The 16,448-nt window shown below is 46.3% G+C and carries 11 protein-coding genes; 10 read left to right on the top strand and 1 reads right to left on the bottom strand.

Annotated features, from left to right (window positions below; all coding sequences use genetic code 11):
• Positions 1–327: 327 nt before the first annotated feature.
• Positions 328–1,149 (bottom strand): hypothetical protein, encoded by an 822-nt coding sequence (locus GFS24_RS04650; protein WP_153658396.1) that lies wholly within the window; start codon positions 1,147–1,149, stop codon positions 328–330.
• Positions 1,150–1,358: 209 nt separating this feature from the next.
• Here GFS24_RS04650 and GFS24_RS04655 point away from each other — a divergent pair, with 209 nt between their 5' ends.
• From GFS24_RS04655 to GFS24_RS04700, 10 genes are all read left to right on the top strand, one after another.
• The gene (locus GFS24_RS04655) at positions 1,359–1,961 is read left to right on the top strand and encodes an RNA polymerase sigma factor (RefSeq protein WP_153658397.1); all 603 of its coding nucleotides are present in this window, start codon (positions 1,359–1,361) and stop codon (positions 1,959–1,961) included.
• A gap of 48 nt (positions 1,962–2,009) precedes the next feature.
• Positions 2,010–3,161, top strand: a complete 1,152-nt coding sequence (locus GFS24_RS04660; RefSeq protein ID WP_153658398.1) for a FecR family protein — start codon at positions 2,010–2,012, stop codon at positions 3,159–3,161.
• A 268-nt stretch (positions 3,162–3,429) separates the two neighbouring features.
• The gene (locus GFS24_RS04665; protein WP_173002969.1) at positions 3,430–6,930 is read left to right on the top strand and encodes a SusC/RagA family TonB-linked outer membrane protein; all 3,501 of its coding nucleotides are present in this window, start codon (positions 3,430–3,432) and stop codon (positions 6,928–6,930) included.
• A 9-nt stretch (positions 6,931–6,939) separates the two neighbouring features.
• A complete protein-coding gene (locus GFS24_RS04670; RefSeq protein ID WP_153658400.1) occupies positions 6,940–8,298 on the top strand; it encodes a RagB/SusD family nutrient uptake outer membrane protein in 1,359 nt (452 codons plus the stop codon).
• A gap of 7 nt (positions 8,299–8,305) precedes the next feature.
• On the top strand, positions 8,306–9,214 hold the full coding sequence (locus tag GFS24_RS04675; RefSeq protein WP_153658401.1) for a discoidin domain-containing protein: 909 nt from the start codon (positions 8,306–8,308) through the stop codon (positions 9,212–9,214).
• A gap of 12 nt (positions 9,215–9,226) precedes the next feature.
• Complete coding sequence (locus GFS24_RS04680) at positions 9,227–10,369, top strand: TlpA disulfide reductase family protein (RefSeq protein WP_153658402.1); 1,143 nt, start codon at positions 9,227–9,229, stop codon at positions 10,367–10,369.
• A 10-nt stretch (positions 10,370–10,379) separates the two neighbouring features.
• A complete protein-coding gene (locus GFS24_RS04685; RefSeq protein WP_371729818.1) occupies positions 10,380–11,309 on the top strand; it encodes an ABC transporter ATP-binding protein in 930 nt (309 codons plus the stop codon).
• A 7-nt stretch (positions 11,310–11,316) separates the two neighbouring features.
• Entirely contained in the window at positions 11,317–13,632 is a 2,316-nt protein-coding gene (locus GFS24_RS04690; RefSeq protein WP_173002970.1) for a Gldg family protein, read from the top strand.
• Entirely contained in the window at positions 13,632–14,951 is a 1,320-nt protein-coding gene (locus GFS24_RS04695; protein WP_153658404.1) for a DNA mismatch repair protein, read from the top strand. Before GFS24_RS04690 ends, GFS24_RS04695 begins: the two co-directional genes overlap by 1 nt.
• Positions 14,948–16,255, top strand: a complete 1,308-nt coding sequence (locus GFS24_RS04700; protein WP_153658405.1) for a DNA mismatch repair protein — start codon at positions 14,948–14,950, stop codon at positions 16,253–16,255. Before GFS24_RS04695 ends, GFS24_RS04700 begins: the two co-directional genes overlap by 4 nt.
• Positions 16,256–16,448 lie beyond the last annotated feature (193 nt).

The following is a 16,448-nucleotide window of genomic DNA, read 5'->3' on the forward strand; positions in this document are numbered from 1 at the left end:
GAAGAAGGTTGTTGTTACAGTGTTTAGCTTGTACTACCAGGGGGAGATGCCCGATTGACGGCTGATAGACCAGAGATAACCGAATGGAAGGTGGACTTGATGTGGATAGAATGTGTACCGGAGGTGAAGGTGTGGTGAAGGGGATGTTTAGCTGTCAGAGCGGGGAGTTATTGCTCTTTTGGCTGCTTAGATCGGTATTTTTTACAGCAAGATGTTTCATATGCACTTTCATTTTACAAAAATACTTCCATTTTTTGGGTGATGAATATAATTTCCCTGGCGGAAGAAAAACTTCACATCAATTCCTGTCACCCGCCTCGCCTTGTTTCATTCCCGTTGTGGGGTGGCGAGGGTATGATCTCCGTGCAGCTGAAAGAGCGGTTTACCTATTGCATGACTATGGTGTACAAGGTTTGCTTCTTCTATCACCAGTGATGGTATCACATCAATGATATCTGCTGCGAAGTATTTTCGGTTGCCTGATGCACACAGCTGTCCGGCATATTCCCTGAATGCAGTCACCTGTAATACTACGATGGTTTCATCATCGCCTGCAGTGAAAGGCAGGATCAATTCGTTTGCCACTGCCGGTTTCCTGAGATCGATCAATACTTTGTCAGATACTGCATCCTGGTATTCACCATCAGTGAAGTTCACACCCACAGCAATCGCTTTGATCTGTATGTGCGTGGTGTTCTTTGCATGAAGGATATCACTGGCTGTCAGGGCAGGCAGGGCAATGCGGAGATTTCCTTTGCCATCCTGTTTCACCTTAGGCCGGAAATTTAACAACCGGCCCAGGTCTGTGTGGCTGTTGAACTGAAAGCCTGTTAATCCCGCTATTGCTTCCCGCTTAAAAGTTCTCTCGCCGGGCTCATTGCTGCCGGCATAGAGTACCTGCTTCGTTCTTACATTCAGGCGGTTGGTCAGCTTATTATCCGTGCGGATATCCAGCCCCTGTTTTACGCCCCGGCGGATGATCTTTCCGGCTGCACTGGCGGTACCAAAATCGATAGCGGCGCGTTTGGTGGCCTCGCTTCTCTTTACATTTTTTGCTTTTTTGCGGATGCGGAGTTTTCCATCCACCCTGTAACCGACCTCATCTCCGATGCTGCCGTTTACTTTTATTACTCCTTCCTGAAATCCCATAAAGATTGTTTTTTGGTGAACATTCAATTTACGAAATATCAGCTTCCGCCGGTTTGTCAAATGACAAGAAATCAGTGTTTTTGACAGTGATTTATTCACAATTTGAAAATAATAGTAATGCAATCCATTGAAAAAAGCCCCTCTGCAATCAAAACCACCTTTTAAGAATTTTATTATACTTTGCATTTTGTTTTAAACCAGGGGAACATTTGCCAACCAACTTTCTACATATTGATCATCCGGACCTGCTTTCCAGCATAGCGGATGGGAATGAGAAGGCAATGGAGATCCTCTTTCATGCATATTACCCTCGTTTGAAATACTTCTGCCTGGACCTCATGAAAGATGCCGCGGAAGCGCAGGATATTGCCCAGGATGCCATCGCTGCTTTCTGGGACCGGCGGGAGGGTTTCCGGGATGCGACGGTTAAGGCCGCGGGGACTTTCCTTTTTACAGTAGCCCGTAACAAATGTCTGGATCATAAGAAACACCTGCAGGTCCGCCTGGCCAAACAGGACGAAATAGCCGGCGGGCAGGAGATCTCGGAAGACGTCCTGGAAGCCACTATCATCAAGGAAGACCTCTTTAACCGTATTTTCCAGGAAGTGGAGGGACTGCCCCCCAACCAGGTAGAACTGCTGAAAATGATCTTCGTAGAGGGATTGGATACACTTGAAATAGCCCAAAAGCTGGGCATAACACCTAATAATGTCCGCAACCAAAAGGCCAGGGCGCTGGAAAAACTGCGCGCTGTGTTATTGAAGAAACGCCTGATACTTCCCTTTTTTTATTTATTTATGAAATCGCTGTGATGCGGAGCGGTCTTCAGTCGTTTATTTATTACAGGCTGATAATACATTATGAAAACAGAGATCACTGCCATATTATATAAACACGTTCGGGAAGAGGAGATAAGCCCGGAAGAAGGCGTGTTGCTGGAGGCCTGGCTGCAACAGTCAGCGGCCAACCGGGCCGTATTTGAGCAGATACAGGATGAAGGTGAGATAGACCGCTACCTTGCGGTTATGCTGGACTTTCAGCATACCGAAAACGCATTTCAATTATTCAGGGAGAATAAGCTTACAAAACGCAGCATACCATTATATCGCAGATGGTGGGCGGCAGCATCCGTTTTATTATTACTGGGCGCCGGCTCGTACTTTTTTGCCAACCGCTCACAGCACGTGATGCCCGTTGCGGCAGTATCGGATATTCAGCCCGGCAAAGCAGGCGCCATCCTCACTTTGGCTGACGGCTCTGAGATCCTGCTGGACACGATGCAGAATGGGAGCGTGGCTATACAAGGCGGTGTAATTGCGAAAGTAACAAACGGCAAACTCTCTTATGAAGGAAATGGTGACCAGCCCTTGTATAATAAGATCGCTATACCCAAAGCCCGCCAATACCAGCTGAGATTACCTGATGGTACGATCGTATGGCTGAATTCAGCCAGTACGATCCGCTATCCCACTGCCTTCACAGGTCATGAACGAAAAGTGGAGATCACAGGAGAAGCTTACTTTGAAGTAGCGAAAAACAAGGAAATGCCATTTGTGGTGAATGTTAATAATAAGATGGCGGTAGAAGTATTGGGCACGCATTTCAATATCAATGCCTATCAGAATGGAGATAACATTGCCACCACTTTGCTGGAGGGTGCTGTAAAGATAGTAAGAGGTAATGAGCAACGTGTTATCAGGCCGGGAGAACAGGCGCAGGTGAATACGCATATTGAGGTGACCAATAAGATAGATACCAGCCAGGTAATGGCGTGGAGGAACGGTATGTTCAACTTTGAAAACACTTCGCTGTTAGAAGTAATGCGGCAACTGGAACGCTGGTACGATATTGACGTGGTATATGAAAAAGGTATACCGGACATAGACCTGATAGGCAAAATGACAAGGGATGTGCCGCTGAATGGCTTACTGAAGAATCTAAAGGAACTAGGGGTGAATTACAGACTGGAAGGCCGCATATTGACGGTGCTGCCAGGGAATGCAAAGGAGTAAACAATACACGCAATATATCATGCAATTTCAATAGCCTTCGTGGCTAAAGGGGGAAAGTATGCCCGCTTCAAACAAAGAGCCGGATACCGACTGGAATCGGTAACCGGCGACGTTCGGGCTTGAACCAATGACATCTAACCATTTTTTCTCAACCAAACATTCACAATTTATGCAAAAAACTGCGGATTGTGGTGTGCGCTTTTTCCGTGTGCCCATTGGGCATCCGGTTTGCGGCAGGCATCACACGCTAACCAAAATCGTCATGGTTATGAAGCTAACCATCTTCTTTCTGACTACTGTTCTTGTTCATGCCTATGCCTCCGGCAGCGCACAAACGGTCACACTGTCCGGCAAAGACCTGCCGTTGAAACAGGTTTTCACTGCTATTGAAAAGCAGACGGGGTATGTAGTGCTTAGCAGTAAGGACCTTATTGCCAGCCGTAAATCTATTTCCCTGGATGCCTACAACCTGCAGTTAAATGATCTGCTGAACATTGTGTTGAAAGACATTCCGTTCAAGTATGATATCCAGGGTAAAACTATTTTTATCTCCCGAAAACCAGCAACCTCTCCTCCCGCCACTTTTCCCATGCTGCCACCGGTGCCACCGCTGAATATCAAAGTCATCAACCGGGCAGGTGTTCCGCTTTCAGGTGCTTCCGTCGTCAACAAAAAGAAAAGGCGGTCCGGTATAACGGATGCCACTGGTATGCTGCACTTAGACGTTTCTCCCGGAGACGTGATCGAGGTGTCCTACATTGGTTATGAAACCAGGTCCGTTCCTGTCACCGAAACCCTTGCTTATGCCACCAGCCTTATTATTCAATTGGAACCTTCGGTTACCGTGCTGGAAAATGTGCAGGTGGTGGTTAACACCGGTTATCAGCGCATCCGGCCGGAGCAGAGTACAGGAGCGATCTCGCAGATCACCACGAAGGAATATGAATCGCAGATCAGTACGGATTTCCTGTCTGGCCTCAATGGAAAAGTATCCGGCCTGCTCATCAACAATGATATCAAATTCAACAGTACGGTGAATGGCGTTCCTTCTTCCAAAAGTCTCTTTAATATCCGCGGTATTTCTACCATCACGGGCAATCAAAATCCACTGATCGTGATTGACGGATTTCCTACGGAGCTATCGTTGAGTATGATAGATCCTAATGAGATCAAATCCATCACCATCCTCAAAGATGCGGCGGCTGCCACGGTTTACGGGGTGCGTGCATCCAACGGTGTGATCGTGATCGAAAGGAAGAAGGCGACAGCAGGGCATCCCAGGATGAATTTCCGTGCTACTACCAGTTTTACGCCTGCAGATGATTATACCCGTTACCGCTGGGCGAAAGACGGCTCAGCGATCAATGTGGGGTATGATCAGGACATCAATAAGAACAGTATAGATGCTACTACCTGGAATCGCCTGAACACCAGTAACAGCGCCAATGCAGAAACGCCGGCGTACTACATTATGGCGCAGCAGGCTGCCTCCATCATCACACCGGATCAGGCTTCCAGGGCATTCGATGCGCTGAAAGATCATAATAATTCGGCGGAATACGGCAAGCTCTTCCAACGTACCGCCTCTATCCAAAATTATCACCTGGATGTGTCCGGCGGCAGTAGCAATGCTACTTATTATTTTACGGCCAATTACGCGCGTAACAAACTCGCTCAGATAAATAATGATAACAACCGGATCATTCTTTCCGGCAGAACCACGTTGCAGCTCTCTGAACGCTTGTCTGCAGAGCTGATGACAGACTACCAGGAAAACCGCGAGAATGCTGCGCCCGTTCCAGATATCAACAGCATTTATCCCTATGAGCGGCTGCAGGATGCAAACGGGAAACCTATGCCCATTATCAGTGGTTCTACTATCAACCCGTTCTATAACAAGGTAATGATGGATAACGGGCTACTGGATTACCTGTATTATCCCATGACAGACGTGCATGAAATAAACGACAGAACGCGCAGCACCAGCAACAGAACTACCCTCAATTTTAATTATAAACTGCTGCCGGGTATTACGGTCACATTAGGTGGTATTTACGAAGGTAACACCATCAATCTCCGTCATAACGCCTCTGAAAGATCTTCAGAAGCACACCAGTATATAGACAGCTATGTTACGCAGAATACAGATGGAAGCCTTGTTTTTAATATTCCCAAAGGCGGATTCCTGCGTGAACAAAATACAAAGACGAGCAGCTATACCATTCGTGCGCAGCTGAACTACGACAAAACGATCGGTAAGGACCATGCCATCAACGGCATTGCGGGTGCAGAAGTAAGGAACCTCACCCAACAGGGAAGCAGTGCTGCTTACTTTGGTTACAATGATGAAACTTTGCTGCAGCAGCCCATCAACTATGATGGTATTGCCAACAGCACTATCATCGGTTCATTTGTAAACCGCCGCAACATCAATTATGCCAACCTGTTTGATCAATTGTACACAGAGGACCGGTTTGTATCCGGGTATTCCAATATCGTGTACACTTACAAAAGAAGGTATTCACTGACCGGTAGTATCCGCATTGATCAGTCTAACCTTTTTGGTACGGATCCAAAGTATCGCTACAAACCATTATGGTCAGTAGGTGGTGCATGGAATATTGCCAATGAGCATTTCATGCAGGGCGCCCCCTGGCTGAAACAGCTGAAACTGCGTGCAGCATATGGTTTTAACGGGAACGTTGCCAAACTCTCACTTCCACAGGTCATTGCACAGAGTTATCTGAACACCTATACCACACCTTACTCCGATGCCCTGCGCTTGTTCGCCAATGCTAACAGTGGCCTGCGTTGGGAACAAACGAAGAATGTGAATGTCGGCCTCGATTATGGTATCCTGGATAATGTGAGCGGCAGTATAGACTTCTATCACAAGAACAGTACAGACCTGCTGGCCAGCGGACAGATCGATCCTACCATTGGTACGAGTCCTTCTTTCATCAACAATGCTTCCATCAACAACCAGGGGATGGAAATAACGCTGCGGTCAGACTGGATCAAAAAAGCAAATGTGAACTGGAATACAGGTTTCGTGCTTTCCTACAACACCAGCAAAGTGTTGAAGATCTATCAGAACCTCACGTTATGGCCCTCCAGCACAAATGCCGCAGGGTATGTGGAAGGCCAGCCGGTAGGAGCTTTATATGCCTATCGTTATGCCGGCCTGGATGCCAATGGCATGCCGATGGTACGGGATGACAAAGGCAATACATCTTCCTCTCTGAATTATGATAATACTTCTGCAGCATTCTATTATACGGGAACTTCTATTCCCACTACTAATATCGGCCTGAGTAACCGGTTAGACATTGGTAACTTCTATTTCTACTGCATGGTGAGTTATTACGGCGGGTTCAAAGTACAGGTGCCACGTGCTGATCCTGCAGCTTTCCGTCCGTTAGATGGGGCTGGTAATTACTGGAAAGCACCCGGTGATGAAAAGAACCCTGATGCGGTAATGGCGCTGGCAGGTTTTAATGATTTCTTTGCAGGAATGGTGTACCGGAATGCGGACAACTATGTCGTGAAAGGTAACTATGTGACCATCCGGGATATCACGGCGTCTTATACTTTTAACAACAGCCTGTTCCTGAAGCGGATCGGTATGAACCATTTTGAAGTGAAACTGCAGGCATCGAATGTGTGGACGCGTGGGTTGAACAAATACAACTACAGTATGGCAACAGGCAGTTATGCCAAGCCTTACATCACGCCCACTTATTCAGCAGCGCTCTTTACTAATTTCTAAATCTACACTATGTTATACAAAAGATATTTAACAGGATTTATTGCGCTTGGCTGTTTGGCCATCAGCGCCTGCAACAAATATCTGGACATTACGCCCAAAGGGTTCACTATACTCTCCACCGTTAACAATTATGATCAATGGCTGAACGATGCAGATAAACTCGGCGCATCTGCTACCGCGGAACTGAACCTGCTGGCGGATAATGTTGATAATGTAAATATTAAGGTGCCGGCGGTATCAGCGAATGAGCTGGTCTATACCTGGGCTCCGCAATTCAATACAGATCTGAAAGCTGCTCCGGCCTGCTGGGGTGCTCACTATGCCAACATCAACAAGTACAATACGGTACTGCTGGGTATTGATGATGCAACCGGCGGCACACCGGCAGCGAAAAGGGCACTGAAGGCTGAAGCGTTGCTGGGCAGGGCATTTGAGTATTTCTATCTCGTTAATTTATACGGAAAGCCATATGATCCTGCAACGGCAGATAAAGACCTGGGCGTTCCTTTTGTTACGTCTAACGATGTAACGCAGCAAGTACCGGGAAGAAGTACGGTGAAGGAGATCTATGATCACATCATTGCAGATATCAGCACGGCTTTACCTGATCTGGCGAAAGACAACAGCAAGAACCGCTACCGTGGCTCTGTGCCGGCAGCATACAGTGTACTGGCAAGGGTATACCTGTATATGCGGAATTATCCTGAAGCCAGTAAGAATGCAGCACTCGCCATACAAACGGGCACGCTTTCTATGTTGGATTTCAGAACCACGCTCCCCAATACGGTAAGTTCGTTAAGTACCAGGCAGGATGCTATCTATTCCCGCAGGCTGATGGGGTACGAATCGCCGGATTCTGCTTTCCTTAGCAGTTTCAGCAAGAAGGACCTCCGCCTGGCACTGATGTACAGTTCCAGCGATAATTATTCCAGGCGTGGAAATACGACTTACTTCCCCCTGATAACCAACTACGCCTTGCAGAGCACCAATACCGGCACCTCATTGCCTGAAATGAAACTGATCATTGCAGAGGCTGCGGCACGTGCCACTGACCTTACTACGGCGCTTACCCAGTTGAACGAAATAAGGGTGATGCGTTTTGCCACTGCGGATTACCAGCCGCTGCAATCAGGTGATCAGGAAGAGGTATTGGCGTGGGTGCTGCGTGAACGGAACAATGAAATGCCTTATAGCGGATTACGCTGGTTTGATATGCGGCGTTTGGATAAGGAAGAAAAAATGCCGGTGGTGAACAGGTACGATGCCAGGGGTAATATCATTGCCACGCTTCCGCATGCGGCAGCAGCTTACACGCTGAAGATCCCGGTACAGGTACTCTATTTTAATCCAGGTATGCAACAAAATTAATTCCTGCATGATGAACAAGAACACCATTTTACTTTGCTGGATGCTGGTTATACTGGCATCCTGCAGCAAAGACAACGATAAAGTAGTAATACCAGCGGGCAGCATTTCTTTTGCCCGGCTCCAGGTATCAGATACGATATTACTGAATTTGCCTGTCGAAAATGATTCAGTAGCTATTGTGAACATAAACGCCATAGCCAATGCACCCATTGCGGGGGATCATAACGTCACCTTTGCCGTGGATAATGAGAAGCTGACGGAATATAAGGCGAAGTATGGCGAGGCATTGTTGCTGCCAGCTAACTCGTGGCATTTTTACCAGCCTTCCTGTAATATCGGGGGGCCGGCTTCAGAGATCAACATTGTGCAGGGCACAAAGTTGAAATCACTCACCACTTATGTGTTGCCGATCGTTATCCAATCCGTAGATGGTATCGAAGGCGATGCCGCGAAAGATCAGACGCTTTTTATTGTAGTCAAAACCGGCAGGTCTTCTGTTATCTCAAAGGCAGGCTGGAAGATCCAAAGCGTGTCTTCTGAAGACCTGTTCAATCCGGCGCGCAACCTCCTGGACGATGATGTGAATAGCTTATGGTCAACAGAAGATGGCATACCGCAACATGTAGTGCTGGACCTTGATGGCACGATAGATTTCAGTGCAGTGACCTATCGTACGCCTGCGCCGTTCTACACACAACAAGGTGGTTATGTAAAGCAGTTAAAGATCGAAATAAGCATGGATGGTTTAAACTGGGAGGATAAAGGAACGTATGGCGGGCAAACCAGCGATGCTAAACAGGTTGTTGCAACGGGAAACTGCACGGCCCGGTATCTGAAATTCACTATACTTTCTATAGAACCTTTCTTCGGCGCTTATAACATAGCGTTGATCGGAGACATAGGTCTAATGCCATAAAATAATCTCCATATGAAAATAATGAAAATTTACAGGAATTTTTTCCTGACGGGAATGGTATGCCTGCCTGTATTGGCAAACGCCCAAAGCAAAGACTATCTCCTCAACGTAAAATTGAATGAAAGCTCGGATGCAGTGAAAGCATACCTGATGCAGGAAAATAGGGTGGATTCGGTTGATGTGGTAAAGGGTAAATGCCAGTTTAAAGGTGCTGTGGAAGCTGCTGCGAGAGTAAACCTGATAGTAGTGCATAAAAACGCCAGTCCTTTAGACAGGGATGCACTGAATTTTTATTTAGAAAGCGGGAAGACCGATATCAATGGCAGCGAAAATATCGGGGAGGCCACCATTAGCGGATCGAAGATCAATGAGAGCCTTAAAAAGTACGAACAACAGCTGGCGCCCGTTCAAAAACAAGTGAATGATGTGATCATGGCGTTAACGGCAAGGGGAGAGACGGAGAAAACGGAAGCTTTTATGGAAAGCTGGAAGAAGTTGTATGAAGAGGCTATGCTAAAACAACACAACTTCCGCGCGGCATATATTCAGCAGCATCCGGATGAAACCTTCAGCCTGATCGTTTTGAGAGATATGATCAATACACGGCTGATGAATGGTGAATTTGATCCGGCTGTAACACCGGTTTTCGGTCATCTTTCGGAAAGGATACGTACTACTGAAATGGGGGTGGCGCTGAAAAAGGATCTTGACAGAGAGAAAGGCTCTCTGGTAGGGGTAACTGCACCCGATTTTACACAGAATGATGTGAACGATAAGCCTGTTAGCCTGAAAGATTTCCGCGGTAAATATGTGTTGCTGGACTTCTGGGCTTCCTGGTGTGTGCCTTGCCGCAAGGAGAATCCCCATGTGGTAAAAGCCTATGCAAACTTTTCAGACAAAGGGTTTACCGTGCTCAGTGTTTCGCTGGATATGCCTGGTGAAAAGGATAAATGGCTGGCTGCTATAAAAGATGATGGTCTTGCATGGACGAATGTTTCCGACCTGAAAGGCTGGAATAACGAGTTGGTGAAATTGTATAGCATCAGAGGTGTGCCGCAGAATTTCCTGATAGACCCTAATGGGAAGATCGTTGCGAAAGGCTTAAGAGGAGAGGACCTGGAAAAGAAACTGGCGGAGATTTTAAGTAAACAATAAATCAAACTACGTGAAACAAAGCATTGTTAAAATTGAGCATCTTTCTCATAAATACACCCGGGACTGGGCGATCCGTGATATCAGTTTTGATATTGATAAAGTGGGGATACTGGGACTTCTTGGATCAAACGGCGCCGGTAAGTCTACCACGATGAATATTCTTTGCGGGGTATTGAATCAAACAGAAGGCAATGTTTTTATCAACGGCATCAACATCAGGGAAAAACCGGAAGAGACGAAAAAACTGCTTGGTTTCTTACCGCAAAATGCACCACTGCACCTGGAATTGACGGTAGAAGAATACCTGACTTACTGCGCCGCTATAAGGGACGTAGCAAAAGATAAAGTGAAAAAAGCGGTAGAGGAGGTCATGGAAAAATGTGGTCTTACACATTTTCGCAAACGGGTATTGCGCAATCTTTCCGGTGGCTACCGCCAGCGTGCCGGTATTGCGCAGGCCATCATTCATAAACCCCGGCTGGTAGTACTGGATGAGCCCACCAATGGACTGGACCCTAATCAAATACTGGAAGTGAGGAAACTGATCCGCGAGATCGGGGAAGAAAGAGCTGTGATATTTTCTACCCATATCCTTTCAGAAGTACAAGCTATCTGTAAAGAAGTGAAGATGATCGAGAGCGGCCAGATGGTATTTGCGGATACGATGGATGCTTTTAACAATTATGTGCTGCCGGATTCTATGCTGCTTGCTATGGATAATCCACCTGCTGCCGAAGAACTGAGTGCTATACCAGGCATTACGGGGGTTGAATTCCTCAATGACAGAAGCATCCGGTTACGTTTTTCTGCGGATAAGGATGTACCCAAACGGGTTATTACGCATGCCGTTCAACAAGGATGGGAATTAACGGAACTGGTGCAGGAAAGAACATCCCTGGATGAAGTTTTTGCGCAATTATCCAAAAAAACAAAAAGATAAAATATTCATGAGAAAGATATTAAAGATTGCAAAGCTTGAGCTTAGTATTTTGATCTATTCGCCGGTTATCTGGATCGTGCTTCCCATATTTTGTGTGTTGTGCAGCATCACCGTGATGGGAACGCTGGAAAGCTTTCAGAATTCCATTGCGTTGCACGGGCGGTTGTCGAGCCCTATTACCAGGAACGTTTATGGTATACCGGCCGGTTTTTTTGTAACTATTCAGCAGACCCTATACCTATATCTGCCTATTTTGACCATGGGCATCATGAGCCGGGAAACCAGCAGTGGTTCTATTAAGCTATTACTGTCTTCCCCGGTTAAACTACGGGAGATCATTCTTGGCAAGTACCTGGCACTGGTAACACTGTGCCTGGCTTTTATTGCCATCATCACTTTATTTGCCATTACCGGTATTTTGACCATTGAACATGCAGATACGGGTATGTTGATGGCAGGAATATTCGGGCTGTTCCTGCTGATCTGTACCTATGCGGCCATCGGGCTTTTTATGTCCTGCCTCACTAACTACCAGATCGTGGCAGCCATCGCTACGCTGGCAGTATTTGCGGCATTAAGGTATGTAGGTGGCATCGGCCAGTCTATGGATATTGTGCGGGATATCACTTCCTTCCTTTCCATTTCAGGCAGCATTCAAATGATGATCATGGGATTGATCTCCACGAAAGATGTGGCGTACTATCTGATCATCATATTCCTGTTCCTCGCACTGTCCGTACTTTACCTGAGAAATCAGCGTGAGCTGAAACCCTGGCGTGTAAAGGCAGGGCGTTATGTGCTCCTGCTTGTAGCTGTGTTTGGTGTAGGTTATCTCACCACCATTCCCGCATTGATCGGTTATCTCGATCTGTCCGCAGGAAAACAAATGACGATCTCAGTACCCGCTCAGCAGGTAGCAAAGAAGATAACCGGGAAATTGAAGATAACCACCTATGTGAACATGCTGGCGCCTAATCCATACAATTTAATGCCGGTGTTCCGCAATGGTGATCTCGAATCTCAAAGCATGTACAAGCGCTTTATTCCGGGTATTGAGAATGAGTACGTGTACTATTACCATGAGATCACAGATACCATGATGTCCGTTACCAGGTGGAACCCCAATTTCAAGGGTATCAAAGACATTCATGAGCTGGGGGAAAAAGTTGCTTTGGTGAGCGACTTCGACTTTAAAAATTTCGTAGGGCCTGAAGAGATTGACAAAATGATCGATCTTAAACCGGAGGGCTACATGAATATCAGGAAGCTGGAATACAACGGGAAAAGCACTTACCTGCGGTTCTTTATGGATGAATATGGACAGTACCCGCAGGAAGCAGAATGGATAGCCGCATTGAAACGTTTATCGGTAGAAGATCCCAATATCCTCTTTTTATCCGGCAATAATGAAACAGGTATTTCGGATAAGAAGGACCGGGGATATGCCACTATCCTCAGTGATAGATCCAAAAGAAAGGCGATGGTGAACCAGGGTTTCCAGGTGGATACGATTAACCTGGACAGCCAGGACCTGCCTGCTAAAACTGACATCCTGGTGATTGCTGATCCTACGGTAGCTCTGAGTGATATCACGCTTGGAAAAATAAAACAGTATATAGAACGCGGAGGAAACCTGCTGATCACTACTAATCCCGGAAGGCAATCTGTTATCAATCCTGTTTTAGCTAACCTGGGTATTCAGCAAAAGCCGGGCATGTTAGTTAAGCCGGAAAAAGATCTTGACCAGCAAAAGATTGCTGCTGTATATGCACCGCAGGCAAAAGACATTGACCGTTATGTGCCACTCTTTCTACAGGCAAAAAAGAATGTGATATTAGATAAGGCTTCCGCTTTAATATATGATGCATCCGGTCCTTTTGAAATTCAGCCATTATTGATGAGCCCTGCAGGTGGCTGGAACAAAGTGGTACCTGTTAATGACAGTATGCCTTCACTGGTGTTTGATGTCGCACAGGGCGATGAAAGAGGCACCTTCCCGGTTGCTGTAACCCTGAAACGAAAAGTGAACGGCAAAGAACAACGCATCATTGTTTCCGGTGATGCAGACTACCTCGGCAATAGCCAGTTTGAAAATGTAGAACGGGAGGTAAAAGAAGTAAGACTGTACAGTGTAGACATTTTGTTCAGGTGGCTGAGCATTGGTCAGTTTCCGTTCGATGAGAACCGGCCTGAGGCTAAAGACGTAGATATGACGGTTAGCAAGGAACAGCTTTCCCTGTTGACGATTGCTTTCAAATACATTCTCCCGGCGATACTAGTAATACTGGGTGCTATTATCCTGTTCAAAAGACGCAATAACTGATGAGTTTTAAAACCGATAAGCAAACACAGGAAGACCTGAATATTTTCAGTAAGCCAGGCAAGGATGCTGTTTTTAATATCTACAATCAAACGCATACCAGCGGCGGCGCAACTATCCTGGAAAGGTTATTCCTGTTTCCGCTGGATAATGCAGATGCTATCAACAACAGAAGTCTGACCATTCAGTTCTTCAGCAGGGTAACATTGCCTTTCCCCATCAAAGCAGCTGCACTGGACAGTGCAGAGATCTACCTGGCCATGACTGATCCGAGAACAAGGCTTTCGGCTGAGCAGCAGAATTTAACCAGGAAATTCAGCCAGATGATCTCTGCAGATGGCGATTACAAACTGATCGTTCAGGGGATAGGGGCCATACTGGAAATATGTACGGACCTGGCTGTTTTTCTGAAAGAGATCGGTCCAATCCCGCAAGACCTGCAGGCGATAGAAGGGTTGCTAAAAACTATTATGAGTGAGGGCCGGCCCAATGCAAAACTTTCCTATGAAACAGCGGTTCGTCTGGATGGGGTGTTCAGGTTCACTATCCGCGATACAGTAAAGGAAATACTCGCTTACATCTATCACCTGGATGTGTACATGTCTATTGCACAGGTAGCAACAGCGCGTAAATATGTTTTCCCGGTTGCCCTTGATAAGGGTGATCATACGGTAACACTGCGCCAGGTTTACCACCCCCTGGTTAAAAATGCAACAGCAAATGATATCACCATCACCCCTGAGAAGAATGTTTTATTTCTTACCGGGGCTAATATGGCTGGTAAATCTACTTTAATGAAATCGATGGGGATTGCGCTTTACCTGGCGCATATGGGCCTGCCTGTAGCAGCCGAAGGAATGGAATTTTCTGTGAGGGATGGCATATATACTACCATCAATCTCCCGGATGACCTGAGTTCCGGGATTAGTCATTTCTATGCAGAGGTGTTGCGGGTAAAGAAAGTAGCCAAAGAGCTGGGAGCAGATAAAAACCTGTTCATCATTTTTGATGAGCTTTTTCGTGGTACGAATGTAAAGGATGCATATGAGGGAACCATTGCTATTACACAGGCTTTTGCGGGAAGGCGGAACTGCATGTTCGTGGTTTCTACACACATCATTGAAGCAGGAGATGTATTGGCAAAGCAATGCCCCAATATCAATTTTGTGTACCTCCCTACCAGGATGGAGGGGAACACACCTGTGTATACTTACAAACTGGAAACAGGTATTACGGCAGACCGGCATGGCATGGTCATCATCAATAATGAACGGATCCTGGAGATCATCAGGAGCAGAAAAAGCAAAACAGCGAGCGTATGAGTTTCTTTGCAGATAAACAGACCTTGAATGACCTCAATATTCCGGGGCGCCATAAGAACAATTCCATCTCCCGTCTTTTTGATACCGTGATCACCATGGGTGGCCGTAAACTGATGGACCATCTGTTCCAGCATCCGTTAACGGATGCGGAGGAGATCAATCAGCGAAGCAGCATATTCAGGTACTTCTCTACCCAGCCTGTAACTTTTCCGTTTACAGCGGAAGAATTTGCGGTGATGGAAAACTACCTGAGCGCGGGAGGGAGCAATATCATGCACGTGCTCTCTAAGAAAGTATTGCAGATCGTAGCGCAGGATACCGCATATGAGCAATTAAACGGGGAAATATGCAAGACCATTGAAATGCTCAACCATTTCAGGGATTTTGCTGAACAGCTGCAGGACCGGGAAGGTGCTTACAAAGAGCAGCTGGAATTGATCGGGGTAATTTTTCGTCATCCAAAACTCAGCTGGCTGCAGCAGGAGCGGGGAGTGAACAGCTTATCCCTGGTGAAACTGGTGAAGTATGATCATCTGCTGAGAACAGCCATGCATGCCCAAATGAAGCAGCTGATGACGCTCATCTTTCATCTGGATGTATATGTGGCGGTATCAGCCATTGGCAGGCAAAGAAGATTTAATTATGCAGTTGCGCTGCCCAAAAGCAGTAACAAGTTAACGATTACGGATCTTTATCATCCTGCGGTTGAAAATGCCATAGGAAATACGGTTTCCTTATCCGGGAACAAAAACGTGATATTCCTCACAGGAGCAAACATGGCAGGGAAATCTACCCTGATGAAATCTTTCGGGATCTGTGTTTACCTGGCACATATGGGTTTTCCGGTGGCAGCCAGCCAGATGGAATTCTCTGTGATGGATGGCCTCTATACTTCCATTAACGTACCTGATAGCCTGGAATTGGGCTACAGTCATTTTTATGCGGAGGTGCTTCGTGTAAAAACAGTAGCGGAAGAAGTAGCTGCGGACAAGGACCTGTACGTAATATTTGATGAGCTGTTTAAAGGCACCAATGTTAAAGATGCCTATGATGCCACGCTAAGCATCACCGAAGCTTTTTCGGAAAACAGGAACTGCTTTTTCATTATTTCCACGCATATTATTGAAGTAGGAGAGGCACTAAGGGAGCAGTGTGATAATTTCAGCTTTACTTATCTCCCTACCATTATGGAAGGCCATAAGCCTACTTATACCTACAAACTAACGGAAGGTATTACACAGGACAGGCAGGGGATGATCATTATAGAGAATGAGGGGATCCTGGAGATCGTAAAAGGGGGCTAAGCCAACCATTATAAATTGAAGAGAGCTTTTCTTGTTAAGTGCTCCAAAAGCAAAACGGCCTTTTAGGCCGTTTTGTTATTGTTCTTTTATTCTTTCAACGAAAAGAGAAAAACTGCCTAAAAGGTCGTTTTGCTTTTGTTCTTTTATTCTTTCAACGAAAAGAGAAAAGGCTGCCTAAAAAGGTCGTTTTGCT

It is taken from the genome of Chitinophaga sp. SYP-B3965 (genome assembly GCF_009647655.1).
Classification (GTDB): Bacteria; Bacteroidota; Bacteroidia; order Chitinophagales; family Chitinophagaceae; genus Chitinophaga.

Coding starts and splice junctions, on each gene's coding strand:
- GFS24_RS04665 (WP_173002969.1), top strand. CDS start 3,430: ATGAAGCTAACCATCTTCTTTCTGACTACTGTTCTTGTTCATGCCTAT.
- GFS24_RS04690 (WP_173002970.1), top strand. CDS start 11,317: ATGAGAAAGATATTAAAGATTGCAAAGCTTGAGCTTAGTATTTTGATC.
- GFS24_RS04670 (WP_153658400.1), top strand. CDS start 6,940: ATGTTATACAAAAGATATTTAACAGGATTTATTGCGCTTGGCTGTTTG.
- GFS24_RS04695 (WP_153658404.1), top strand. CDS start 13,632: ATGAGTTTTAAAACCGATAAGCAAACACAGGAAGACCTGAATATTTTC.
- GFS24_RS04660 (WP_153658398.1), top strand. CDS start 2,010: ATGAAAACAGAGATCACTGCCATATTATATAAACACGTTCGGGAAGAG.
- GFS24_RS04680 (WP_153658402.1), top strand. CDS start 9,227: ATGAAAATAATGAAAATTTACAGGAATTTTTTCCTGACGGGAATGGTA.
- GFS24_RS04650 (WP_153658396.1), bottom strand. CDS start 1,149: ATGGGATTTCAGGAAGGAGTAATAAAAGTAAACGGCAGCATCGGAGAT.
- GFS24_RS04700 (WP_153658405.1), top strand. CDS start 14,948: ATGAGTTTCTTTGCAGATAAACAGACCTTGAATGACCTCAATATTCCG.
- GFS24_RS04675 (WP_153658401.1), top strand. CDS start 8,306: ATGATGAACAAGAACACCATTTTACTTTGCTGGATGCTGGTTATACTG.